This window comes from Streptomyces sp. NPDC088124 (assembly GCF_040685895.1).
GTDB lineage: Bacteria > Actinomycetota > Actinomycetes > Streptomycetales > Streptomycetaceae > Streptomyces.
Genome location: NZ_JBFBJB010000017.1, coordinates 118,222 through 140,898 on the forward strand (window position 1 = coordinate 118,222; position 22,677 = coordinate 140,898).

Genomic DNA, 22,677 nt, shown 5'->3' on the forward strand with positions numbered 1-22,677 from the left:
CCGACTGCTTGAGGTGCCTGGGACGGCTACCCCGGAGCCCCGGGGCGAAACGAACAGTGACGCGGTCAACAAGACGGATGGCCGGTACGTGGCCCCGATCACCCGTGGGAGGATCGGAGGCGCAGGAGGACGCGTCCGGGGGCGCGCACGAAGGAGTGCGCGCGACGTGACGGACACGACGCGGTACGCGGCGCCACGAGCGGTACGGAGCGAGGGCGCGGCACACGGCGACACGAGCGAGCGGGAGACACAGCACGATGCGTATCGGAGTTCTCACGGCAGGCGGCGACTGCCCCGGCCTGAACGCGGTGATCCGTTCGGTCGTGCACCGCGCCATGACCGGCCACGGCGACGAGGTCATCGGCTTCGAGGACGGCTTCAAGGGGCTGCTCGACGGCCACTACCGCCCCCTCGACCTCAACGCGGTCAGCGGCATCCTGGCGCGCGGCGGCACGATCCTCGGCTCGGCCCGGCTGGAGCGCGGCCGGCTGCGCGAGGCCGCCGAGAACTGTGCGGAGCTGGCCCGTCAGTACGGCATAGACACCCTCATCCCGATCGGCGGCGAGGGCACGCTGACCGCGGCCCGGCTGCTCTCCGACGCGGGCATGCCGGTCGTCGGCGTACCGAAGACCATCGACAACGACATCCACTCCACCGACCGCACCTTCGGCTTCGACACCGCCGTCACGGTCGCCACCGAGGCCATCGACCGTCTCAAGACCACCGCCGAGTCCCACCAGCGGGTGATGGTCGTCGAGGTCATGGGCCGGCACGCGGGCTGGATCGCGCTGGAGTCCGGGATGGCGGGCGGCGCGCACGGGATCTGTCTGCCGGAGCGCCCCTTCGAGGTCGACAGCCTGGTGAAGATGGTCGAGGAGCGTTTCTCGCGGGGCAAGAAGTTCGCGGTGATCTGTGTCGCCGAGGGCGCGCACCCGGCCGAGGGCTCGATGGAGTACGGCAAGGGCGAGATCGACCAGTTCGGGCACGAGCGGTTCCGCGGCATCGGCAACGTCCTCGCCTCGGAGCTGGAGCGCCGGCTCGGCAAGGAGGCCCGGCCGGTCATTCTCGGCCATGTTCAGCGCGGCGGCACCCCGACGGCGTACGACCGGGTCCTGGCGACACGGTTCGGCTGGCACGCGGTGGAGGCGGCGCACCGGGGCGAGTTCGGCCGGATGACGGCGCTGCGCGGCACGGCGATCGAGATGGTGCCGCTGGCGGAGGCGGTCACGCGGCTGAAGACCGTGCCGGAGGACCGGATGTTCGAGGCGGAGTCGGTCTTCTAGAAGCGGATTCGGTCGCTCACTCGCGGGCCCCGGGCCGTGGCAGGTCCGGACGGTCGCGCAGGGCGTCCAGCACCGTGCGCAGCGCCGCGTGGGGCGGTGTGCCGCGGCGGATCGCCGCCGTGATGTTCCGGGTCACCGGGGCCGCCAGTTCCCCGATGGCGATGTCGTAGCGGGTGCGGCCGACCGCGAGTCCGGGCAGGAGGGCGATCGACAGCCCGGCCTCGACATGCTCCAGCGTCATCATGTAGTTGCTGAACCGGCAGACCACCCGCGGTTCGAACCCCGACCGGCGGCACAGCCGCAGCGCGAGATCGGCCATGTACGACTGGGGCATGTCGAACGCCCAGGCCTCGTCCGCCAGGGCCGCGAGATCCACGGCCCCGCGGCCGGACGCCGGATGTCCCGGCGGGACCACCAGCACGATCGGGTCCGTGGCCAGCGGGACGAGGTCGAGGTCGGGGCCGAGCGGCAGTTCGCCGAAGTCCGTCGTGGTGATGATGACGTCCACGTCGCCCACCCGCAGCGCGGGCATGCTCTCGTGCGGTTCCAACTGGACCAGCTCGACGTCGAGATGTGGATGGTCGCGCGCCAGCCCGCGCACCGCCGGTACGGCCAGGGTGTGGATCGCGCTCTGGAACGCGCCCAGCCGCACCAGCCCCGCCGGTTCCTCGCCGAACCCGCGCAGCTCCGCCTCGACGCTGCTCATGTGGTCGAGGATGGCCCGTGCCCGGCGCGCGAGGATCAGCCCGGCCGAGGTCAGCCGCACCCGCCGCCCGGACCGCTCCAGCAGCTGCGTCCGCGTCTCGGCCTCCAACACGGCGAGCTGCTGGGACACGCTCGACGGGCTCAGGTTGGCGGCCCGCGCCACGGCTCTGACGGTGCCCAGGGTGTCCAGCTGGCTGAGCAGTCGCAGCCTCCACGGATTCATCACGCCGCCATTGTTGTGCGGAATCGCCGAACAGCACGTCCGGAAGAGTGAGATGGACGCGCCCCTCGGCCGCGGCCTACCGTCGGCCGCATGGCTGATGCGACCACCCCGCCGTCCACCGCGCCGTCCACTCCGCCCTCCACCGCGCCGTCCTCCCCGCCGTCCACTGCCTCCTTCTGGGCCGACGCCGAGCGTCATCTGACGCGCTACGGGCCCGCCTTCACCCGCGAGATCATCGACCGGGCCGCCGGGAGTTTCCTCTTCACCGCGGACGGCCGGAAGATCCTCGATTTCACCTCCGGCCAGATGAGCGCCATCCTCGGCCACTCGCACCCGGAGATCGTCGCCACCGTCCGGCGTCAGGTCGGCACACTCGACCACCTCTACAGCGGCATGCTCAGCCGGCCCGTCGTCGACCTCGCCAGGCGGCTCGCCGACTCGCTGCCCGCGCCGCTGGAGAAGGTGCTGCTGCTGACGACCGGTGCCGAGTCGAACGAGGCCGCCCTCCGGATGGCCAAGCTCGTCACCGGCGGGCACGAGGTCGTCTCGTTCGCGCGCTCCTGGCACGGGATGACGCAGGCCGCGGCGTCCGCCACCTACAGCGCGGGGCGCAAGGGGTACGGTCCGTCCGCGCCCGGCAACTTCGCCATCCCGGTGCCGAATCCGTACCGTCCCGATGTCACCGCGGCGGACGGCTCCCTGGACTGGCGCCGCCAGCTGGACCTCGCCTTCGACCTGATCGACGCCCAGTCCACCGGCAGCCTCGCCGCGTGCCTGGTCGAGCCGATCCTCAGTTCGGGCGGCGTCATCGAGCCGCCGGAGGGGTATTTCGCGGCGCTCCGGCAGAAGTGCCGGGAACGCGGGATGCTGCTGATCCTCGACGAGGCCCAGACCGGGCTGTGCCGCACCGGGACCTGGTACGCCTTCGAGCGCGACGGTGTCGTACCCGACATCCTCACGCTGTCCAAGACGCTCGGCGCCGGGCTTCCCCTCGCGGCCGTGGTGACCACCGCGGAGATCGAGCAGGAGGCGCACGAGCGCGGGTTCCTCTTCTTCACCACGCATGTGTCCGACCCGCTGGTGGCCGCGGTCGGCAACACCGTCCTCGACGTCCTGACCGCGGACAAGCTCGACGAACGGGCGGCGTCGCTCGGCGTGTTCCTCCGCCGGGGACTGGAGGACATCGCCGCGCGCCACGCGGTCGTCGGCGACATCCGCGGCCGGGGACTGCTGGCCGGGCTCGAATTCGTCGTGGACCGGGGGACCGGGCAGGGCTCGGACGAGCTGGGCGCGCGGGTGACCGGGCGCTGCCTCGAACTCGGCCTGCACATGAACATCGTCCAGCTCCCCGGCATGGGCGGAGTCCTGCGGATCGCGCCGCCGCTGACCTCCACCGAGGACGAGCTGTCGCTCGGCCTGGCGATGCTGGACCAGGCGATCGCCGACGTCAGCGGCGCTCCCTGAGCGGCCGGGCGCTGCCGGGCGCTGCCGGGCGGGGCGGTGCCGGGTGGCGCCGGGCGCCACCGTACGGGGCGCTCATCCCTTCACCGCGCCGCCGAGCGTGAACCCGGCGCCCAGCTTGCGCGAGATCAGGACGTACAGGGCGAGCACCGGCAGCGAGTAGAGGATCGAGAAGGCCGCGAGCTGCCCGTAGATCACCGAGCCGTAGTTGCCGAAGAAGGTGAAGACGGAGACGGAGGCGGGCAGTTGCTCCGGAGTGAGCAGCAGCATGAACGGGACGAAGAAGTTCCCCCAGAGCTGGATGAACGTGTAGACCGTCACCACGGCCAGCCCCGGGCCCATCAGCGGCAGCACCACCCGGGTCAGCGTCTGGAGGCTCGACGCCCCGTCCGTCCACGCGGCCTCCTCCAGGACGACCGGGACACCGTCCATGAAGTTCTTCATCAGCCAGATGGAGAAGGGAAGTTGCGAGGTGGCGAGGAAGAGCGAGGTGCCCTGCATGGTGTCGATCAGGTCGACCTGCACGAAGAGCCCGTAGACCGGCACCATGATCGCGGTGATCGGCAGGCACGTCGTGAAGAGGATCGTCAGCAGGTACGGGCGGTTGAGGCGGGAGCGGTAGCGGGAGAGCGGATACGCGGCGAGCGCCGCGCAGACCACCGTCAGCAGCGTCGCGCTCCCGCAGAGCAGCACACTGTTGATCATCGGCGTGAAGGTGATCTCGTCGGTGAGGACCGCGCCGAAGTTCTCCGCCGTCGGCGCGGCGGGGACCCGTACCCGCAGGTCGGCCTCCGCGTCGACGGAGGCCAGGAGCAGCCAGGCGAGGGGGAGCGCGAAGGCCGCCGCCGTCAGCAGCAGCGCCGCGTCGGCGGCCAGCCGGCCCCGGGTACGGCGCGGGAGCGCGAGCCGCACCGGTCCAGGACGCTCCGTACGCCCCGGGCCGCGGGACCGTGGGCGCATCAGACCTCCACCTTCAGCAGCTTCAGATAGACCACCGAGAAGACCGCCCCGACCAGCAGCAGGAGCAGCGCGACCGCCGTGCCGTAGCCGATCAGGCTCTTCAGGAACGCCTGGTCGTACATGAACACCGGCAGGGTCTGGCTGCGGTTGCCCGGGCCGCCGCGGGTCATCGCCCAGATCAGCCCGAAGACGGAGAGCGTGGAGAGGGTGTTGAGCATCAGGTTCGTGCCGATGGAGCGGCGGATCATCGGCAGCGTGATGTGCCACAGCCGTCGCACCCCGCTCGCGCCGTCGACCTGCGCCGCCTCCGTCACGTCCTGCGGGATCTCGGCGAGCGCAGCCGAGTAGATCAGCATCGAGAACGCCGTGCCGCGCCAGACGTTGGCGAACGACACCGCCAGGATCGGCAGGGTGAACAGCCAGTTCTGGGACGGCAGATGGAGGGTGTCCAGGATCGCGTTCAGGGTGCCCTCGCGGCGGAAGAAGGCGTAGAGCAGGAACGCGGCCACGATCTCGGGCAGCACCCACGCCGCGATCACCAGCGCTCCGGTGAGAGTACGGACCGGGCGCGAGGCGGCGCGCATCAGTCCCGCGAGCGCCAGCCCCAGGGTGTTCTGGCCGAGGACGGCCGAGACGACGGTGAAGACGAGCGTGAGCCACACCGCGTTGCGGAACGCGTCGTCGGCGAAGGCCCGGCGGAAGTTCGCGAGACCGACGAACTCCGAGGAGGACGAGCCGGTCAACTGCGTGTCGGTGAAGGCGATCCACACGCAGTAGCCGATCGGCCCGGCCAGGAAGAGCAGCAGCAGGACGGTGGCCGGGGCGAGCGGCAGCCACCGCCACCCCCTGCCCCGCGGCCGCTCCGCACGGCGGCCGGGCGGCCGGCCGGCCGCTCCGGCCGGGGCGCCGGGACCCTCCGGCGCGCCGGCCCGCAGCTCCGCCGTACTCACTCGCCGGTCACCGCGCCGCCGCCGGTGACCGCGCCGTCGACGATGGTCCGCACCTGCTCGTCGTACGCCTTCGCCGCCGCGTCGGGGGTGCCGCCCGTCGTCACCGTCTCCATCGCCTCGCCGATCGCGGTCGACACCTGCGGATAGACGGGCAGCGCGGGCCGGTAGTGGGTGAACTCCACCAGCCCGGTGAAGAACCGGATGCCCGGCATGGACCGCAGATAGCGCGGATCGGCCGCCACATCCTTCCGTACGGCGATCTGCGCGGCGGCGACATCCCAGGTGACCGCGTTCTCCGCGGTCTGCAGGGTCTTGATGAACTCCCAGGCCAGATCGGGGTTGTTGGACTTCTGGGGGATCGCCCACGTCCATCCGCCGGACATCGACACCGCGCCCGGCGCCTGCCCGCGCTGCGTGGGCATCGGCGTCTGCGCCAGCTCCCGCGACCACTCGGGCCACTCCTTGGGCCCCTTGTTGATCCAGTTCTGGCCCATCCAGGAGCCGTCCAGGGAGATCGCCAGCTTCCCCTCCGGGAGGAGTTCCGTGGCGACCCGCGTCGTGATGTTCGGGTCCAGCGCGTCCGAGACGTCCGGGCCCAGCTTCTCCGCGTACACCGTGCGGACGAAGCCCAGCGCGTCCCGGAACCCCTGGCCGCCCGTCACCCACTTCTTCGCGGCCGGATCGTAGAGCGGGTCGGCGCCCGTCCCGTACAGCAGCATCTCGAAGCCCTGCATCACCGCCGCCTCGCCGGGGCCCTTGCCCGTGTAGACGTTGAGCGGGACGACCCCGGGGACCTTCTCCTTGACCGTGCGGGCCGCGTCCAGGACCTCCGCCCAGTTCTTCGGCGCCCAGTCGGCGGGCAGCCCGGCCCGCGCGAAGATCTTCTTGTTGAACCAGAGGCCCCGGGTGTCGGTGCCGTCCGGGATGCCGTAGGTCTTGCCGTCCTCGGCCTTGGCCGCCGCCTTCGCCGTGTCGACGAACTGGTCCCAGGCGTCCCACTCCGCCACGTAACTGTCCAGCGGACGCAGATACCCCGCCTTGATGTCGGCGTTGATCAGGAAGGTGTCCTCGTAGACCAGGTCCGGGGCGGTCTTCGCGGAGCGCATCATCTGCTGCGCCTTGGTCGCGTAGTCGTTGTCCGGCGCCTGGATCGGGATCAGCTTGACCTTCTTGCCCGGGTGGGCCTTCTCGAACTGCCGCTTCACGGCCTCCAGATGCTGGTCCTTGAAGCGGATCTTGTTGTCGGTGGAGCGGTTGTACGCCACCTTCACGGTGTCCGGATCACTGCCGGAACCGCCGCCGCACGCGGTGAGCGATCCGGCCGCGACGACGGTGGCGAGGACAGAGGCGAGGATGAGCGGGGCGGTGGGGCGCACGGGCACGACCTCCTCAGGACCGCCCCCCGTCTGCCGGTCGGTCCACGCCACGGGGGGCTGCCCGGCGACCGTAGGACCGGCCCAATCGCAAGGTCAATCCCCGTGCAGGGGCCATTAGTTGGCTCCCCCCGGCGTGACACCCGGCGTGACACCCGGTGTGACACCCGGTGTGACACCCGGTGTGACACCCGGCGCGGCCCCCGGTGTGACCTCCCGCGCGGCCCCCGGTGTGACGCTTGGTGTGACCTCCCGTTCAGTGGGCCGCGGGCAGCCAGCGGTACTGGAGTTCGGGCCGCCCGACCTGTCCGTACTGCGGGCTGCGCACCGCCCGCCCGTTGGTCACCAGGTGTTCCAGATAGCGGCGCGCGGTGATCCGCGAGATGCCCACCTCGGTGCCCATCTCGCTGGCGGTCAGCCCGGTCGCGGAGGCGCGGAGCGTACGGGTCACCGCCTCCAGCGTCGGCGCGCTCAGCCCCTTCGGCAGCGAGGACGGCTGCGGCGCCCGCAGCGCGCCCAGCGCCCGGTCCACCTCCTCCTGGCCGCTGGCCTCGCCCGCCGCCGCGCGGAACTCGGCGTACCGGGTCAGCCGGTCACGCAGCGTCGCGAACGTGAAGGGTTTCAGGACGTACTGGACGACACCGAGGGAGACGCCCTCCCGCACCACCGTGAGGTCGCGCGCCGAGGTGACCGCGATGACATCCGCGTGGTGCCCGGCGGCGCGCAGGCTGCGCAGCAGCTGGAGGCCGTGCCCGTCGGGGAGGTACAGGTCCAGCAGGATCAGATCGATCTCCGTACGGTCCAGCAGCCGCCCCGCCTCGGCGCGCGAGTGGGCGACGCCCGCGACGGAGAAGCCGGGCACGCGGCCCACGTAGAGCTGGTGCGCGTCGGCCGCGACCGGGTCGTCCTCGACGACCAGCACCCGGATCAGCGGGCCCGCCACGCCCGGGGGGCTCATCGCACTCACCGGGACACCTCCGTGGGCGCGCCGGGAGCGGCGGCGGAAGGGGCCGCCTTCGACGCGTCCGTACGGTCCGGCCGCGCCCCTGGGGGCTGTGCCCCCAGGGGCAGCCGTACGGTGAACTCCGCGCCGCCCTCCGCGCCACGCGTCAGCTCCACCGTCCCGCGCGCACGGTGCACCGCCTGCCGTACGAGGCCGAGCCCCAGCCCGCGCCCGGGGCCGCGCGTGGACCAGCCGCGCAGGAACACCTCGTCGTGGTCGCCCGGATCGACCCCCGCCCCGGTGTCCCGCACCCCGAGCAGCAGCTCGCCGGCCGCCGCGTCGGCCAGTGCCGTCACCGTCACCCGCGCGCCCTCGGCGCCCTGCGCCGCGTCCATCGCGTTGTCGATCAGATTGCCCAGGATGGTCACCAGGTCACGGGCCGGCAGCGTCGGCGGCAGCACCCCGTCGTCGATCCGGCTGTCCTCGGCGAGCACCAGCTCCACGCCCCGCTCGTTGGCCTGCGCGGCCTTGCCCAGCAGCAGCGCGGCGAGCACCGGCTCGGCGACCGCGCCCACCACCTTGTCCGTCAGCTCCTGAGCCAGCTCCAGCTCCGCCGTGGCGAACTCCACCGCCTGCTCCACCCGTCCCAGCTCGATCAGCGAGACCACCGTGTGCAGCCGGTTGGCCGCCTCGTGCGCCTGCGAGCGCAGCGCCTGGGTGAACCCGCGCTCCGAGTCCAACTCACCCGACAGCGCCTGGAGTTCCGTGTGATCGCGCAAGGTGATCACCGTACCGCGCTGCTCCCCGCCGACCACCGGACGCGTGTTGACGACCACGATCCGGTCGGCGGTCATGTGCACCTCGTCCACCCGCGGCTCCGAGGCGAGCAGGGCGCCCGTCAGCGGCGCGGGCAGCCCCAGCTCCGCGACGGGGCGGCCCACGGCGGACTCGTCGAGCCCCAGCAGCTCCCGCCCGCCGTCGTTCACCAATGCGATCCGGCGCGCGCCGTCCAGCATCAGCAGCCCCTCGCGCACCGCGTGCAGCGCCGCCTGGTGGTAGTCGTGCATCGCGCTCAGTTCCGCCGCGTTCATGCCATGGGTGTGCCGCCGCAGCCGCGCGTTGATCACGTACGTACCGAGCCCGCCCAGCGCCAGCGCCGCGCCCGCCGCCAGCGCCAGCACCCTGACCTGCTGGGTCACCTCGCTGGAGATCCGCTGCACGGTGATCCCGACGCTGACCAGGCCGGTGATCCGGCCGCCGTCCCGGACCGGGACCACCGCCCGCATGGAGGGGCCCAGCGTGCCCGTGTAGGTCTCCGTGAACGCCCGGCCGCGCAGCGCGGGCGCCGTACGGCCCAGGAAGCGCTGACCGATCTGACCCGGGTCGGGGTGCGTCCAGCGGATGCCCCGCGGGTTCATGATCGTGATGAAGTCGATGCCGGTGTCGCGCCGGACCCGCTCCGCGTACGGCTGGAGCGCGGTGCTCGGATCCGGCGTACGGATGGCCTCCCGCACGGACGGCGAGTCGGCCAGCGCGTGCGCGGTGGCCAGAACCTGCTTGCGTGCGGTCTCGTCCGCGTGGGTACGGCTGGTCACGTACGCGAAGAAGGAGCACCCCACGACGACGGCCGCGACCAGGACGACCTGCATCGCGAAGAGCTGCGCGGCGAGACTGCGGGGGCGGGGCAGATGCATGAAACAAGAATGCCTGGCCTGATTCATATGAACGAAATGAACGTAAGGGTGACCGGTGTCACACGGTGGTGGATAGTCACCGGGACCCCCGGGACAGGGACGGGGGCGCAGGGACGAGTCAAGGAGGACCCGTGGCCGCAGCAAAGCGGGACCGTACCCACTATCTGTACATAGCGGTGATCGCAGCCGTACTGCTCGGTATCACGGTGGGCTTCGCGGCTCCCGGGGTGGCCGTGGAGCTGAAGCCGCTCGGAACCGGTTTCGTCAACCTCATCAAGATGATGATCTCGCCGGTCATCTTCTGCACCATCGTGCTGGGGGTCGGATCGGTCCGGAAGGCCGCCAAGGTCGGCGCGGTCGGCGGGCTCGCCCTCGGCTACTTCATGCTGATGTCGACCGCCGCGCTCGGCATCGGCCTGATCGTCGGCAACATCCTGCAGCCCGGTGCGGGCCTGCACATCACGGAGGCCAACAAGGGCGCGGGCGCCGCCCAGGCCGAGGGTGCCAGCGAGTCCACGGTGGACTTCCTCCTCGGGATCATCCCGAAGACGATGGTCTCGTCCTTCACGGAGGGCTCCGTCCTCCAGACCCTGCTGATCGCCCTGCTCGCGGGCTTCGCGATCCAGGCGATGGGCAAGTCGGGCGAGCCGATCCTGCGGGGCATCGGGCACATCCAGCGCCTGGTCTTCCGGATCCTCGCCATGATCATGTGGGCCGCGCCGGTCGGTGCCTTCGGCGCCATCGCCGCGGTGGTCGGCGAGACGGGCCTGGACGCCCTGAAGTCGCTCGCGATGATCATGATCGGCTTCTACGTCACCTGCGCGCTCTTCGTCTTCCTGGTGCTCGGCGCGCTGCTCCGCCTGGTCGCGGGCATGAACATCTTCTCGCTGCTGAAGTACCTGGGCCGCGAGTTCCTGCTGATCCTCTCCACCTCCTCCTCCGAGTCGGCGCTGCCGCGCCTCATCGCGAAGATGGAGCACCTGGGTGTCAGCAAGCCCGTCGTCGGTATCACCGTGCCGACCGGCTACTCCTTCAACCTCGACGGCACGGCCATCTACCTGACGATGTCCTCGCTCTTCATCGCCGAGGCCATGGGCAACCCGCTGTCGATCGGGGAGCAGATCTCGCTCCTGCTCTTCATGATCATCGCGTCGAAGGGCGCGGCGGGCGTCACCGGAGCGGGTCTGGCGACGCTGGCCGGCGGGCTCCAGTCGCACCGCCCCGAGCTGGTCGACGGGGTCGGCCTGATCGTCGGCATCGACCGCTTCATGAGCGAGGCGCGCGCGATGACGAACTTCGCGGGCAACGCGGTCGCCACCGTACTGATCGGTACGTGGACGAAGGAGATCGACCGGGAGCAGGTCGCCCAGGTACTGGCGGGCAACCGGCCCTTCGACGAGAAGACCCTGGTGGACGACGGCCACGGCGGCGGACACGGGGACGACGCGCCGGCCGACGCCACGCCGGAGAAGTCCGCTCCGGCGGCGCCGCGCGACGGCGAGAAGGCGGGCGTCTGACCCCCGCCCGGTAGCACCACGAAGAGCCGCGAGGAACCACGGCCGGGGGCACCCCCCCCCACGCCCCACCGACCCCGGCCGAGCGAATGACCGGCCCGTACGGAGACGCCTTCCGTACGGGCCGGTCGGCTGTTCACCCGGTCGTGACCGGGCCGGCGTGGGCGTCGGCCGCCCAGGCCACATGGCCGTCGGGGCGGACGAGCACAGCGCGCAGCCCGGACCAGCCGGAGCGGCCGGAGGTGAGGCGGGCGCGGTACACGGCGGTTCCGGGCGGCACGACCGCGCCGTACGCGGCGGCTGAGCCGGTGCCGGTGCCGGTGCCGGTGCCGGGGGTGGTGTCGGGGCCCGTGCTCGCGAGGTCGAGCAGGACGTGCCGGCCGTCGCGCAGCAGATGGAACAGACTGGACGGCCCGGACGATCCGTCGGCGTCTGTACGGTCCAGGTCCAGTTCGAGGTCGGGGGCACGCCGCCCGGTCAGCGGGTGTACGGCCTCGCCCGGCGCGGGCGGATAGGCCACGGCCAGCCCGGACAGCCGCTCGGCGAGATCCTTGGAGAAGGCCGGCACGGACGCGATCCGCCCGCCCAGGAACGCGCGCAGCGCCTGTCCCTCCGCCGAGAAGGCCGTCATGAGGGCGGTCTGCGCCCGTGTGCTCTCCAGCAGCTCCGCCCCGACCGGATGGCGCTCGCCGTGGTAGCTGTCCAGGAGGGCCGCGGGCGCCATGCCCCGGACGACCGCGGCCAGCTTCCACCCCAGGTTGGTGGCGTCCTGGATGCCCACGTTGAGCCCGACGCCGCCGGCCGGGAAGTGCATGTGCGCGGCGTCGCCCGCGAGCAGCACCCGGCCTGAGCGGTAGCGCGCGGCCTGCCGGGTCGCGTTGTCGAACCGCGAGAGCCAGACCGGGTCGCGCATGCCGAAGTCCCGCCCGGTGATCCGCGTGACCTTGGCGCGCAGCTCCGCCAGGGTCGGCGCCCCGGCCGGCCCGGGCCCGACGTCCTCCGGGGTGGTGCCGACGAAGCGGTAGACGCCGCCGGGGAGCCGAACGGCGAGCAGGGCGCCCCGGGGGCCCGACGCGCTCAGCGCGGGCTCGGCGGGCGGGTCGTCGACCACGACGTCGCCGAGCCACGCCCGGACGGTCGCGTCGGTGCCGGGGAAGTCGATGCCCGCGGCGGCACGCACCGCGCTGCGGGTTCCGTCGCAGCCGACGACGTACGCCGCCTCCAGGACGTAGGGCCCGTCGGGCCCCTCGACCCGTACGGTCACCGACCCGGACCCGGAGCCGTCTTCCGCGTCTGCGTCCTGGGAGAGCCCGGTCACCCGGTGCCCGCGCAGGATCCGTACACCGGCCGCCCGTGCGTGCGCCTCCAGCAGTTCCTCCGTACGGGTCTGCGGGAGGGCGAGGGTGAAGGGGAACGGCGTGTCCAGTACCGCGAAGTCCATCAGCTCCCGCAGCCCGGCGAAGTGTCCGCGGGGAATCCGTAAGCCCTCCGCGAGAAACGGCTCCGCCGCCCCGCGGAAGGCCAGGTTCTCGATGGTGCGCGGATGGACGGTGAGCGCCCTGGAGTGCGGCCCCCTGGCCGCCCGCGCCTCCAGGACGGTGACGGACACGCCGCCCAGCCGCAGCTCCGCCGCCAGCCAGAGCCCGACCGGGCCGCCGCCGACGACGATGACCTGTTCCATGGTTTTTCCTTTCTTGGTCACTGACCAATGCCTCTTGGGTGAGTAGACTTGGTCAGTGACCAAAAAGCAAGCGGACCGCCCCTGCGGGACCCGGCTCGACCGCGCTGCCGTCGTGCGCGCGGCGCTGGATCTGCTGGCGGAGAGGGGCGCGGACGCCGTGTCGGTACGCGCCGTCGCCGACCGGCTGGGCGTCCGGATGAACACCGTGCTCTGGCACGTCAAGACCAAGGCCGGGCTGCTGGAGCTGATGGCCGACGCGATCGTCGGCGGGATGTCCCTGGACGGGCTGCCGGGAGCCTGGGACGACCAGGTCCGCGAGCTGGTCGTCCGCTACCGGCGCGCGCTGCTCGCGCACCGTGACGGCGCCGCGATCGTGGCGGGCACGTACGCCGCCGAGCCCGCGACGCTGTGCCGCGCGGAGGCCCTGGTCGAGGCTCTGCGCGCGGGCGGGCTCACGGAGCGCGACGCGGTGTGGGCCTGCTTCACCCTCGTCTACTACGTGCTCGGGCTGACGCAGGAGGAGCAGGCGGCGGCGGACGCGTCCGCCGCCGGTCTCGCGCGGGCGCTCGCCACCGGTGCGTACCCGGAGCTGAGCCGGTCGGCGGTCCACCTGGCCGCCGCGACGTTCGACGAACGCTTCGACTACGGGCTGGGGTTGATCCTGCGTTCACTCAGGGAGCGCGGGTAGCCCGGCCCCCTGGGTCCGCTGCCCCGGGCGTCCGCTGCCCCGAGGGGCCCGCTGCCCCGGGCGTCCGCTACCAGGCCACCGGGAGCGCGTGCGGGAAGCGCCGGATGGTGTCCGTGTCCCAGGTCAGGTCCTCGGCCGGCACGGCCAGCCGCAGCTCCGGGAAGCGCGCCAGCAGCCCGCCGAACGCCGCCTCCAGCTCCGCCGTCGCCAGGGGAGCGGCGATACACCGGTGGCCGCCCCAGCCGAACGTCATGTGCGGGGTCGCCGGGCGGTCCGGGTCGATGACGTCCGGCTGCGCGAACCGCTCCGGATCGCGGTTCGCCGTCAGGTACGAGACATGGACGAAGTCGCCCGCCCGGATCGTCACCCCGCCCAGCTCCACGTCCTCCAGCGCGACCCGCGGAATGCCGACGCCCTTGCGGAACGGGATGTAGCGCAGCAGCTCGTCCAGGAGCCGGGACAGGCTCTCCGCGCCGCCGCGCGCCCGCTCCATCAGCTCGGGGCGGGTGAGCAGCAGGAAGGCGATGTCGCTGATCTGACAGGTCGCCGTGTCGTGGCCGCTCAGCATCAGGGTGAGCGACATGACCGCCAGATCCTGGTCGTCGAAGACGTCCTCGCCCTCCTTCGCGGCGGCCAGCGCGCTGATCAGGTCGTCCCCCGGGGCGCGCCGCCGCTCGGCGACCAGGCCGCCGAAGTAGGCGCGCAGCTCCTTCTTGGCGGTGGCGGCGGCCTGCCGCGCCTCCGGGGCCGTCGACAGCAGCTGATGGGCGTAACGCTGCATGGCCGGCCGGTCGGGCGGCGCGATGCCGAGCAGCGCGCAGATGGTCTCCTGCGGAAGCCGGTCCGACAGATGGCCCACCAGATCGGCGGGCGGACCCTGCTCGGCCATGGCATCGAGCAGTTCGGCCACGACGCCCTCGACGGCGGGCCGCATCCGGTCCACATGCCCCTTGGTGAACGCCTGCGAGGCCAGTCGGCGCAACCGGGTGGAGCGCGGCGGGTCCAGCACATTGATCGACTCGGCGGAGACGATCGGCTCCGGCGTCATCCGCGGGTAGTCGTGCTCCATGATGCCCGCGCGGCTGAACCGCTGGTCGGTCGTCACCCGCCGTACCCCGTCGAAGTCGGTGACGAGCCAGGCGTCGTCGTCACCGTACGGCAGCCGGATCCGGGTGACGGGTCCCCGGCTCATCAGCTCCGCGAGCGAGGGATCGAACTCCAGGCCCTCGCTGAAGTCGAACGGGCAGGTGGGGGTCGTACCGGTCTCGGTCATCACGTACTCCAGCGCGGGGTCTGTCGGCGGCATGCCCGACGGGACGGAGGATGCTCGGCGGAAGATCAACGAGGGATACGTACCTCCCTGTTTCGCGTATATGCCTGCTATGGGGGAAATAGCCACGGCGGTCCTCGTGCGGTTTTTGCGTTATCGGCAAGAGTGTTTGCCGAACGCTCCAGCACGGGCGGACCATCTCCGGTGAACGGAGGTACTGCACATGACTGAGCCAGAAGTGACAGAGCCACAAGGGCAGACCGAACGGCCCGGCGGGGCGCGACGGTACGAGGTCGTGGTCATCGGCGGCGGCGCCGCGGGCCTCAGCGGCGCGCTGACCCTGGCCCGGGCTCGCCGCTCGGTGCTGGTGATCGACTCGGGGCACCCGCGCAACGCCCCCGCGGCCCACATCCACAACTACCTGGGCCGGGAGGGGACGAACCCGGCGCGGCTGCTGGAACTGGGCCGCGAGGAGGCGACGGGGTACGGCGCCGAGATCCTGACCGGCGAGGTGGCCACGGCGGAACGCCTGCCGGCTCCGCCGTCCCCGACCGCCCCGTCCTCCACCGGAGGCTTCCGCGTCGTCCTCACCGACGGCACCGCGGTCGAGGCGGGCCGGCTGCTGGTGACCACCGGCCTGGTGGACGAACTGCCGCCGGTACCGGGGCTCGCCGAGCGCTGGGGGCGCGAGGTCCTGCACTGCCCGTACTGCCACGGCTGGGAGGTCCGCCACGAGCCGATCGGCATCCTGGCGACCGGCCCGCTCGCCGTGCACCAGGCGCTGATGTGGCGTCAGTGGAGCGACGACGTGACCCTGTTCACCCACACGGGTCCCGAGCCCTCCGACGAGGAGTACGAGAAGCTCGCGGCCCGGGGCGTCGCCGTGGTGGAGGGCGAGGTGACGGGCGTGGAGGTGACCGACGACCGGCTCACCGGCGTGACCCTGGTCGGCGGCCGGGTGATCCCCCGCCGCGCCCTCGTCGTCGGCCCGCGCTTCACCGCCCGTGCGGACTTCCTCACAGGGCTCGGCCTGGAAGCCGTCGACCAGGAGATGGCCGGACACGTCATCGGCAGCGCCGTACCGGCCGACCCGTCCGGCGCGACCGCGGTCCCCGGGGCGTGGGTGGCGGGCAACGTCACCAACCTGGCGGAGACCGTCATCGGGGCCGCGGCGGCGGGCGTACGCGCCGCGACGATGATCAACGCCGACCTGATCGACGAGGAGACGGCCCGCGCGGTGGCCGCGCGCCAGGTCCTCGTCCCGTAACCGCCCGGTCCGCCCACCCCACCTGGTTCCTCTCAACTTGCCCTGAAAGCAACGGAGTTGTCACATGACTGATCACCGGACCATCGCCCCGGGCGCGTCGCACGAGGAGTTCTGGGACGGGCGTTACGAGATGAGCGAGCGGATCTGGAGCGGTGAACCCAACACCGTCCTGGTCCGCGAAACCACCGGTCTGACGCCCGGCCGCGCTCTCGACCTGGGCTGCGGCGAGGGGGCCGACGCGGTCTGGCTCGCCGAACGCGGCTGGCGGGTCACGGCCACCGACATCTCCCGCGTCGCCCTGGGCCGCGCGGCCCGGCACGCGCGGGAGGCGGGGGTGGCCGACCGGGTCGACTGCCAGTGGCACGACCTCACGGTGACGTTCCCGACGGGCGGCTTCGACCTCGTCTCGGCCCACTTCCTGCACGCGCCCACCGAGAGCTTCCCGCGCGAGCGGATCCTGCGGACCGCCGCGGCGGCCGTGGTCCCGGGCGGCACCCTCCTGATCGTCGGCCACGCGGGCCACCACGAGCCGACGGACCTGCGACTCCCCACCACCGAGGAGGTCCTGGCCTCCCTCGAACTCCCGGAGGGCGAGTGGGAGGTGCTGCTGAGCGAGGAACACGAACGCCACCAGACCGACCGTGACGGCCGGCGGATCACCCGCACGGACAACGCCCTCAAGGTCCGCCGCCTGCCCGTCTGACGGTCCGGCGAGGCGGGGTGCCGTGCCGTACCACCACGCTCGGCGGTACGGCACGGCACCCGGCATCCGGCATCCGGCACCCGAGGGACGTCAGACGTACTCCCGGCGCGCCATGACCGTCGCCGAGGCCGCCGCCACTCCCGCGGTGGCGAGCGCCAGGACCACCAGCGCCGCGCTCACCCACACCGGCGCGCGGAACCCGTGCCCCGCCGCGATGGCGAGCCCGCCGCACCAAGGACCCGCGGCGGCCCCCACGTTGAGGGCCGCGGTCGCGAACCCGCCCGCCAGGGTCGGCGCACCCGTCGCGGCGTACATCACCTGCGAGATCAGGGTGGAGCCGACCGCGAACGACAGGGCACCCTGGACGAGGACGAGCACCGTCGCCGCCACCGGGCTCCCCGCCGTCACCGCGAGGAGCACCCAGCCGAGCGCCAGCGCGAGGCCCCCGTACGCCAGCAGCGGCACGGGGCGTACGTCGGCGATCCGGCCCCCGGCGGTGACCCCGGCGAACGAGCCCACCCCGAACAGCGCCAGCACCACGGGCACCCACCCCGCGCCCAGCCCGGTCACGGTGGTGACCAGGGGCGACAGATAGGTGAACGTGCAGAACGTCGCCCCGTTCACCAGGGCGCCCAGTACGAGGGTCACCAGCAGCCGCGGTGCGCGCAGCGACCGCAGCTCCGCTGCCGCACCGACCCCCGTACCGGGGCCAACGCCCGTACCCGCACCGGCCGGTACGGCCCGCAGGATCGCGAAGACGGCGGGCACCGACACCAGGGCCACCGCCCAGAACGCCGAACGCCACCCCCAGACCTGCCCCAGCACCGCACCCGCGGGCACGCCCACGACACACGCCATGGTCACACCCCCGAGCAGCGTGGAGGTGGCCCGGCCCTTCGCCGTACGGTCGACCATCCCGACCGCCGTCACCAGCGCCACCGCCAGAAACCCGGCATTGGCCAGCGCCCCGACGAACCGCGTGCCGAGCAGCACCGGGTAGCTCGTGGTGACCGCCCCGACGACATGGACCACGAGGAACGTCACCAGGAAGAGCAGCAGTGCGCGACGCTGCGACCAGCGCCGGCCCGCCAGCGCCATCAACGGCGCGCCGACCACCATGCCCACGGCGAACGCCGAGGTCAGGGCGCCGGCGGCCGGAATGGACACCTGTAGGTCGCGCGCGATGTCCGGCCCGAGGCCGGCGAGCATGAACTCGGACGTGCCCTGGGCGAAGACCGCCAGTCCGAGCAGATGGAGAGCAAAAGGCACCGTGAGACTCCGTCGCCACATCATGGAATGCCTGGAAGGCATGGAATGAGAGGAATGCGAGAAACGCGCGGAAATACCCGCACGTCATCGCGCACCGGCCGATTCATGGCAGGTGTGCACGGCCCGGCGGATCCGGTGATGTGTGAAGGTGCGGGAGTCGCGAAAGCGCCTGTACGCGTGGGTACACGGCAAAGTGCCGGCACCACGGCCGGTCACCCGCGAACTCGCCACCGGACGGCCGGTGGCTAGAGTCTTGACGCCTCTGGGCTGGACATACGGGCACCCTAGACAGCGCGGGTGCGTGCTGTCCATCCCGTTACGCGCTCGCCGACGACCGGCCGCACCGATGTCGCACAGGCCCTGAGTGGTCCAATGGGCGACCGACGTGAGATTGAGACAGGAAAGGTGAGTGGTGTGCGTGCGGGCCGTGGTGTTCGAGGAGTTCGGGCGGCTGCCGGAGGTACGGGACGTACCCGACCCGGAGCCCGCCCCGGCCGGGGTGGTCGTACGGGTCGGGGCGACCGGCCTGTGCCGCAGCGACTGGCACGGCTGGATGGGCCACGACGACGGGATCACCCTGCCCCACGTACCCGGCCATGAGCTGGCCGGGTACGTGGCGGCCGCGGGCCAGGACGTGACCAACTGGCGGGTGGGGGACCGGGTCACCGTCCCCTTCGTCTGCGCCTGCGGTACGTGCGCCGCGTGCGCCGCCGGTGACCAGCAGGTCTGCGAACGCCAGGAGCAGCCGGGGTTCACCTACTGGGGCTCGTTCGCGGAGTACGTCGCCGTGCCCCGCGCGGACACCAACCTCGTCGCCGTTCCCGACACCATGCCGTTCACCACGGCCGCCGCCCTCGGCTGCCGCTTCGCCACCGCCTACCGCGCCGTCGTCCCGCAGGGCCGCACCCGCCCCGGCGAGTGGGTCGCGGTCCACGGCTGCGGCGGCGTCGGCCTCTCCGCCGTCATGATCGCGGTGGCCGCGGGCGCCCGCGTCGTCGCGGTCGATGTCGCCCCGGGCGCGCTGGAACTGGCCAGGAGCCTCGGCGCGGCCGTGTGCGTGGACGCCGGTACGGAGCCCGACACCGCGGCGGCGGTACGAGCGGCCACGGGCGGCGGCGCCCACCTCTCCCTCGACACGCTCGGCTCGCCGGTGACCTGCGCGGCGTCCGTCGAGAGCCTGCGGACCCGGGGCCGGCACGTCCAGGTCGGCCTGCTCCCGGGGGACCGTACGCCCGTACCGATGGCCCGCGTCGTCGCCCGCGAACTCGAACTCCTCGGCAGCCACGGCATGGCCGCCCACGCCTACCCCGAGATGATGCGCCAGATCGCCGCGGGCACGCTCCGCCCCGACCTGCTGGTGTCCACCACCATCCCGCTGGACGCGGCCCCGGCCGCCCTCGCGGCCCTGAGCGACGCCTCGACCACGGGCATGACGGTCATCACCCCGCACGGCGAGGCCGGCTGACCGCCTTCCGCGTGCTGCGTGAGGTGTGCCGCGTACCGCCGCGCTGTCTTCCTTCCGCGCCCGTCACACGAGAAAGGCCCGCGACACCACCGAGGCCAGCGCCTCCCTGCGGCGTTCGTGCTCGGCGGGGGGCGCGTCCTCCGTGGCGGCGCCGGACAGCCCGACGGACGACCAGGTCAGCGCCATGGAGATGACCAGCCCGAGTACATCCTGCGGGGCGATCGAGGCGGTGACGAAGCCGCCGCGCTGCGCCTCCCCGATCGCCCGGAGCTTGGCGGCGCTCGCCGACGCGTCGGTCACCCGGTCGTCGGCGCTCACGCCTTCGAGCCTCGCCCACATGGCCAGCCTGACCAGCTCGGGCCGCCGCACGGAGGCGTCGTACAGGCCCACCGCGTACCCGGGGAGGTCCTCGGCCGTGAACGGCACCGCGTCGACCATGGCGTCGGCGTGTGCGCGGAAGACGGCGCCGAAGAGGGCGAGCTTGTCGCCGAAGTACGCGTAGAGCTGCGCCTTGTTGATGCCTGCTGCGGCCGAGATGCGGTCGACGCGGGCACCCGCGATGCCGTGGGCGGCGAAGTCGGCCGTGGCGGCGTCGAGGAGGCGGCGGCGGGTCGCGTCAGCTTTGGCGGGGGACACGAGCAGCCAGTTTACCGACGGCCCCCGCGTGCGGAGCGCGGCCTTCTGGCCGGGGCCCGCACCGGGGCCGCGCCCGTACGCGGGTGCTGTCGGAAGGGCTTGGTGGAACTGACCCGCCCGGCCACGGTCGCCGGGCCGTGCCGGGCGTTCGACGAGCGGACGTGTCCACCGGCACGCATCGACGGAGCGGCGCGCATGAGCATCTTGGCCCCCATGGAGGATTCCACGGCCTCCCCGTCTTCGAGCTGCCCGACACGGTGAAGGATCCGCAGGACGCCGCCGGTCTGCCCGCCCCCGGGTCGCCTCCCCCGTCACACCAGTTCACGCACACCCCACCCCTTACGCCTCACGCCACCGGACCCGCGAACATCACACCCGGGAGGGGGCGGGCCCGGTGAACAACACACCACCGGGCGACCCGACCGTGCGAACGGTGCTCTCCACGGCTCCGGCGGCGTTGTGGTCAGGCCGGGCTCTGTTGGTGCAGGGCGAGGAACGCACGGGTGGTGGTGGCCAGGGCGAGCATCAGCTCGAAGAGGTGGAGGGAGGGTGTGTCGGCATCAAATCCTCTGCCTAGTTCGAGCAACTTGTAGGCATCGCGGTGCAGTTGTCGCACCGCCGGGGCGTCGATGGCGCCCCGGAACTCCCGTACGAGCAGTTCGAGGTGGCCGCGCAGAAGAAACACGGTGGTGTTCACCCACTCCCGCTCGGGCAGCGCGACCCGCTGGGCAAGGGCTTCGTCCACGGTGCGGGAGATGGTCACCACGTCCGGCGTCATCCGGCCGCCACCTCCCGCGTGGGGACGGTGCACCACGTACACGAACCCCGCCTGCCCCACGCCCCCGCCAGTTCGGACACCAGGAACATCCCCCGCCCGCTCTCCTCGTCGGGTCGGGCAGCCGCGCGGCCACGGGGGCGGGGGAGTGGTCGTCGACCTCGATGAGCACGGTGCCGAGCCCGTCGTACGCAAGGGAGAACCGGATCCGCTCGGCCCTGCCGTGCACCACGGCGTTGGTGACGATCTCGCTGACCAGCAGTTGTACGGTCGCCGCCGCCTCGCCGCCGATGTCGTCCTGGCGCAGCACCGCGCCGGTGATGTGCCTCATGTGTGCGACGCGGTGGGGGTGAGCGCGGAAGGTGAGGCTCAGCCGCAGGGTGTCCCGTATCTCGACGGAGGTGAGAGGAGGGGGCGTTGCGCTCTGCGTGGAGGGAGGCATCGAGAGTCCTTACGGTCGAACCTTGGGGGCGCCGTTGCAGGGCGAGCTTGCTCACGTAATGGAGTGGAGTGACCGCGCTGCGTGAGTGGCGGGTATAGCCTCGCACCGTGGTGGTAGCCCCGGAAGTGGTCTGGCGAAAATGCGCGAGCAGGTTTTGTCGTGAATTTCTGCTCCTGCGCGAGCTGTTCGCCGGAGTTCGGTAGCTCCCGCTGAAACGCAGAACGTTCTGCCGGGCGGCGCCAGGAGAGGACAGCAGATGATGACGGACACACAGGCGGCAACCCCCACTCTGTGCAGGCTGCAACTGGGAAGTGAACTGCGTCAAATCCGGCTCAAGAGGGGGCTCACGTCAACTCAGGTCGTCCAGAAGCTCCTTTGGAGTCCGTCCAAGCTGACCCGGCTGGAGACGGGAGAGAACGCAACAGTCGAACCTGCGGATGTCATGGCGCTGTGCCAGATCTACGGGGTTGGCGAGGAGATCGCTGCGCAGCTCAAGGAGTACGCCGCCGTCACCAAGCTGAAACGGGAGTGGTGGCAGGCGACAGCCTTTCGGCCACTCCTCAACCCCGGCAACAGGGCGCTCTTCGGCATGGAGTCCTCGGCCTCCGCTGTGCATACTTATCAGTCGGAGTATGTTCCCGGCCTGCTCCAGACGCCGGACTACGTCAGGGTGATCCACCGGCATGCCAACTACGACCGCTCCGACGAAGAGATCGACAACATGGTCGAGCTGAGGATCACTCGGCAGGGAGTCTTCCATCGAAAGCCGCCGTTGAGGTACGCCGCGATCCTCGGTGAGAGCGTTATCCGGCGTCAGGTGGGAGGCCGGCCCGTCATGAAGGCACAACTCGCCCACATCATCGAAGCGGCGTCCGCGCCCAACGTCACGGTTCAGGTCATCCCCTTTGAGATCGGCGTTCATCGAGGCATGAACGGTGCCTTCTCAACCTTTCGGTTCCGAGACGACTTTGCTCTCAAGCCGATCGTGCACCTGGAACACCTTGCTGACCACTGGGTACTGAGGCGCGAGGCTGATGTGGAGCTCTACGAGAACGCGTTCAATGAGCTGCAAGCCATGGCTCCTGGGCCGGAGGACTCCTTGAAGCTGATCAAGAACGTGATGGAGGAGCTTTGATGCCGACGGCGACCGTGGCTGAAGTGTGGTTCAAGTCCAGTTACAGCAATGACAACAATGGCGACTGCGTCGAAGGCGCCCGCCTCCCCGGTGGTGCCATGGCCGTGCGCGACTCCAAGGACCCCCACGGCCCCGCCTTCGTTTTCACCGGCCCCGCCTGGACCGCCTTCGTCGCGGCCATCGGCGGCTGACCTCGGGAACCCCTGCCCGGCCGGACATCCACGTCTCGTATGCTCCCCG

General features: G+C 71.8%; 20 protein-coding genes and 1 pseudogene. 9 read left to right on the forward strand and 12 right to left on the reverse strand.

Going from position 1 to position 22,677, the window contains the following annotated elements; all coding sequences use genetic code 11:
* The first annotated feature begins 257 nt into the window (after window positions 1-257).
* Window positions 258-1,283, forward strand: a complete 1,026-nt coding sequence (locus tag AB0P17_RS16435) for an ATP-dependent 6-phosphofructokinase (RefSeq protein WP_365811474.1) — start codon at window positions 258-260, stop codon at window positions 1,281-1,283.
* A gap of 16 nt (window positions 1,284-1,299) precedes the next feature.
* Here AB0P17_RS16435 and AB0P17_RS16440 read toward each other — a convergent pair whose 3' ends face one another.
* Window positions 1,300-2,211: a LysR substrate-binding domain-containing protein gene (locus AB0P17_RS16440; RefSeq protein ID WP_365811545.1), complete on the reverse strand. Its 912-nt coding sequence runs from the start codon at window positions 2,209-2,211 to the stop codon at window positions 1,300-1,302.
* 90 nt (window positions 2,212-2,301) lie between these two features.
* Here AB0P17_RS16440 and AB0P17_RS16445 point away from each other — a divergent pair, with 90 nt between their 5' ends.
* Window positions 2,302-3,675 carry an aspartate aminotransferase family protein gene (locus AB0P17_RS16445; protein ID WP_365811475.1) on the forward strand — a complete coding sequence of 458 codons (1,374 nt, stop codon included), beginning with the start codon at window positions 2,302-2,304 and terminating at the stop codon, window positions 3,673-3,675.
* A gap of 72 nt (window positions 3,676-3,747) precedes the next feature.
* Here AB0P17_RS16445 and AB0P17_RS16450 read toward each other — a convergent pair whose 3' ends face one another.
* The 5 genes from AB0P17_RS16450 to AB0P17_RS16470 all read right to left on the reverse strand — a co-directional run bounded on the left by AB0P17_RS16450 (window position 3,748) and on the right by AB0P17_RS16470 (window position 9,592).
* Window positions 3,748-4,632 carry a carbohydrate ABC transporter permease gene (locus tag AB0P17_RS16450; protein ID WP_365811476.1) on the reverse strand — a complete coding sequence of 295 codons (885 nt, stop codon included), beginning with the start codon at window positions 4,630-4,632 and terminating at the stop codon, window positions 3,748-3,750.
* Window positions 4,632-5,465 carry a sugar ABC transporter permease gene (locus AB0P17_RS16455; RefSeq protein WP_365811547.1) on the reverse strand — a complete coding sequence of 278 codons (834 nt, stop codon included), beginning with the start codon at window positions 5,463-5,465 and terminating at the stop codon, window positions 4,632-4,634. The genes AB0P17_RS16450 and AB0P17_RS16455 overlap by 1 nt, the downstream gene beginning before the upstream one ends.
* A 113-nt stretch (window positions 5,466-5,578) precedes the next feature.
* Window positions 5,579-6,958 carry an extracellular solute-binding protein gene (locus tag AB0P17_RS16460; protein WP_365811478.1) on the reverse strand — a complete coding sequence of 460 codons (1,380 nt, stop codon included), beginning with the start codon at window positions 6,956-6,958 and terminating at the stop codon, window positions 5,579-5,581.
* Window positions 6,959-7,211: 253 nt separating this feature from the next.
* On the reverse strand, window positions 7,212-7,913 hold the full coding sequence (locus tag AB0P17_RS16465; RefSeq protein WP_365811548.1) for a response regulator: 702 nt from the start codon (window positions 7,911-7,913) through the stop codon (window positions 7,212-7,214).
* A gap of 5 nt (window positions 7,914-7,918) precedes the next feature.
* On the reverse strand, window positions 7,919-9,592 hold the full coding sequence (locus tag AB0P17_RS16470; RefSeq protein WP_365811480.1) for a sensor histidine kinase: 1,674 nt from the start codon (window positions 9,590-9,592) through the stop codon (window positions 7,919-7,921).
* Window positions 9,593-9,723: 131 nt separating this feature from the next.
* Here AB0P17_RS16470 and AB0P17_RS16475 point away from each other — a divergent pair, with 131 nt between their 5' ends.
* The gene (locus AB0P17_RS16475; RefSeq protein ID WP_365811481.1) at window positions 9,724-11,109 is read left to right on the forward strand and encodes a cation:dicarboxylase symporter family transporter; all 1,386 of its coding nucleotides are present in this window, start codon (window positions 9,724-9,726) and stop codon (window positions 11,107-11,109) included.
* A gap of 133 nt (window positions 11,110-11,242) precedes the next feature.
* Here the strand turns inward: AB0P17_RS16475 and AB0P17_RS16480 are convergent, their stop codons facing one another.
* Window positions 11,243-12,787: an FAD-dependent monooxygenase gene (locus AB0P17_RS16480; protein WP_365811483.1), complete on the reverse strand. Its 1,545-nt coding sequence runs from the start codon at window positions 12,785-12,787 to the stop codon at window positions 11,243-11,245.
* Window positions 12,788-12,842: 55 nt separating this feature from the next.
* Here AB0P17_RS16480 and AB0P17_RS16485 point away from each other — a divergent pair, with 55 nt between their 5' ends.
* On the forward strand, window positions 12,843-13,475 hold the full coding sequence (locus tag AB0P17_RS16485; protein ID WP_365811485.1) for a TetR/AcrR family transcriptional regulator C-terminal domain-containing protein: 633 nt from the start codon (window positions 12,843-12,845) through the stop codon (window positions 13,473-13,475).
* Window positions 13,476-13,542: 67 nt separating this feature from the next.
* Here the strand turns inward: AB0P17_RS16485 and AB0P17_RS16490 are convergent, their stop codons facing one another.
* The gene (locus AB0P17_RS16490) at window positions 13,543-14,781 is read right to left on the reverse strand and encodes a cytochrome P450 (protein WP_365811487.1); all 1,239 of its coding nucleotides are present in this window, start codon (window positions 14,779-14,781) and stop codon (window positions 13,543-13,545) included.
* Between the two features lie 187 nt (window positions 14,782-14,968).
* Here AB0P17_RS16490 and AB0P17_RS16495 point away from each other — a divergent pair, with 187 nt between their 5' ends.
* Window positions 14,969-16,012 (forward strand): NAD(P)/FAD-dependent oxidoreductase, encoded by a 1,044-nt coding sequence (locus AB0P17_RS16495; RefSeq protein WP_365811489.1) that lies wholly within the window; start codon window positions 14,969-14,971, stop codon window positions 16,010-16,012.
* A gap of 64 nt (window positions 16,013-16,076) precedes the next feature.
* Complete coding sequence (locus tag AB0P17_RS16500; RefSeq protein WP_365811491.1) at window positions 16,077-16,715, forward strand: class I SAM-dependent methyltransferase; 639 nt, start codon at window positions 16,077-16,079, stop codon at window positions 16,713-16,715.
* A gap of 90 nt (window positions 16,716-16,805) precedes the next feature.
* On the opposite strand, the gene AB0P17_RS16505 is transcribed toward AB0P17_RS16500, so the two are convergent.
* Window positions 16,806-17,984: a Cmx/CmrA family chloramphenicol efflux MFS transporter gene (locus AB0P17_RS16505; protein ID WP_365811493.1), complete on the reverse strand. Its 1,179-nt coding sequence runs from the start codon at window positions 17,982-17,984 to the stop codon at window positions 16,806-16,808.
* Window positions 17,985-18,402: 418 nt separating this feature from the next.
* Here AB0P17_RS16505 and AB0P17_RS16510 point away from each other — a divergent pair, with 418 nt between their 5' ends.
* The gene (locus AB0P17_RS16510) at window positions 18,403-19,449 is read left to right on the forward strand and encodes an alcohol dehydrogenase catalytic domain-containing protein (RefSeq protein WP_365811495.1); all 1,047 of its coding nucleotides are present in this window, start codon (window positions 18,403-18,405) and stop codon (window positions 19,447-19,449) included.
* A gap of 63 nt (window positions 19,450-19,512) precedes the next feature.
* On the opposite strand, the gene AB0P17_RS16515 is transcribed toward AB0P17_RS16510, so the two are convergent.
* From AB0P17_RS16515 to AB0P17_RS16525, 3 genes and pseudogenes are all read right to left on the reverse strand, one after another.
* A complete protein-coding gene (locus tag AB0P17_RS16515; RefSeq protein WP_365811497.1) occupies window positions 19,513-20,085 on the reverse strand; it encodes a TetR family transcriptional regulator in 573 nt (190 codons plus the stop codon).
* 463 nt (window positions 20,086-20,548) lie between these two features.
* Window positions 20,549-20,863, reverse strand: a complete 315-nt coding sequence (locus tag AB0P17_RS16520) for a DUF6415 family natural product biosynthesis protein (protein WP_365811498.1) — start codon at window positions 20,861-20,863, stop codon at window positions 20,549-20,551.
* Window positions 20,864-21,026: 163 nt separating this feature from the next.
* Window positions 21,027-21,302 (reverse strand): annotated as a pseudogene (locus AB0P17_RS16525) (ATP-binding protein); the annotation flags it as partial.
* Between the two features lie 256 nt (window positions 21,303-21,558).
* Between AB0P17_RS16525 and AB0P17_RS16530 the strand changes: the two are divergent.
* Entirely contained in the window at window positions 21,559-22,437 is an 879-nt protein-coding gene (locus AB0P17_RS16530; protein WP_365811500.1) for a helix-turn-helix transcriptional regulator, read from the forward strand.
* Window positions 22,437-22,628, forward strand: coding sequence for a DUF397 domain-containing protein (locus AB0P17_RS16535; RefSeq protein ID WP_365811502.1), 192 nt, complete (start codon window positions 22,437-22,439; stop codon window positions 22,626-22,628). Before AB0P17_RS16530 ends, AB0P17_RS16535 begins: the two co-directional genes overlap by 1 nt.
* Window positions 22,629-22,677: the final 49 nt, after the last annotated feature.

Bases quoted from the DNA above. Each gene is read 5' to 3' on its own strand.
- AB0P17_RS16470 (WP_365811480.1), bottom strand. From the start codon at position 9,592: ATGCATCTGCCCCGCCCCCGCAGTCTCGCCGCGCAGCTCTTCGCGATG.
- AB0P17_RS16480 (WP_365811483.1), bottom strand. From the start codon at position 12,787: ATGGAACAGGTCATCGTCGTCGGCGGCGGCCCGGTCGGGCTCTGGCTG.
- AB0P17_RS16450 (WP_365811476.1), bottom strand. From the start codon at position 4,632: ATGCGCCCACGGTCCCGCGGCCCGGGGCGTACGGAGCGTCCTGGACCG.
- AB0P17_RS16520 (WP_365811498.1), bottom strand. From the start codon at position 20,863: ATGACGCCGGACGTGGTGACCATCTCCCGCACCGTGGACGAAGCCCTT.
- AB0P17_RS16435 (WP_365811474.1), top strand. From the start codon at position 258: ATGCGTATCGGAGTTCTCACGGCAGGCGGCGACTGCCCCGGCCTGAAC.
- AB0P17_RS16465 (WP_365811548.1), bottom strand. From the start codon at position 7,913: ATGAGCCCCCCGGGCGTGGCGGGCCCGCTGATCCGGGTGCTGGTCGTC.
- AB0P17_RS16500 (WP_365811491.1), top strand. From the start codon at position 16,077: ATGACTGATCACCGGACCATCGCCCCGGGCGCGTCGCACGAGGAGTTC.
- AB0P17_RS16495 (WP_365811489.1), top strand. From the start codon at position 14,969: ATGACTGAGCCAGAAGTGACAGAGCCACAAGGGCAGACCGAACGGCCC.
- AB0P17_RS16440 (WP_365811545.1), bottom strand. From the start codon at position 2,211: ATGAATCCGTGGAGGCTGCGACTGCTCAGCCAGCTGGACACCCTGGGC.
- AB0P17_RS16445 (WP_365811475.1), top strand. From the start codon at position 2,302: ATGGCTGATGCGACCACCCCGCCGTCCACCGCGCCGTCCACTCCGCCC.
- AB0P17_RS16530 (WP_365811500.1), top strand. From the start codon at position 21,559: ATGATGACGGACACACAGGCGGCAACCCCCACTCTGTGCAGGCTGCAA.
- AB0P17_RS16535 (WP_365811502.1), top strand. From the start codon at position 22,437: ATGCCGACGGCGACCGTGGCTGAAGTGTGGTTCAAGTCCAGTTACAGC.
- AB0P17_RS16490 (WP_365811487.1), bottom strand. From the start codon at position 14,781: ATGCCGCCGACAGACCCCGCGCTGGAGTACGTGATGACCGAGACCGGT.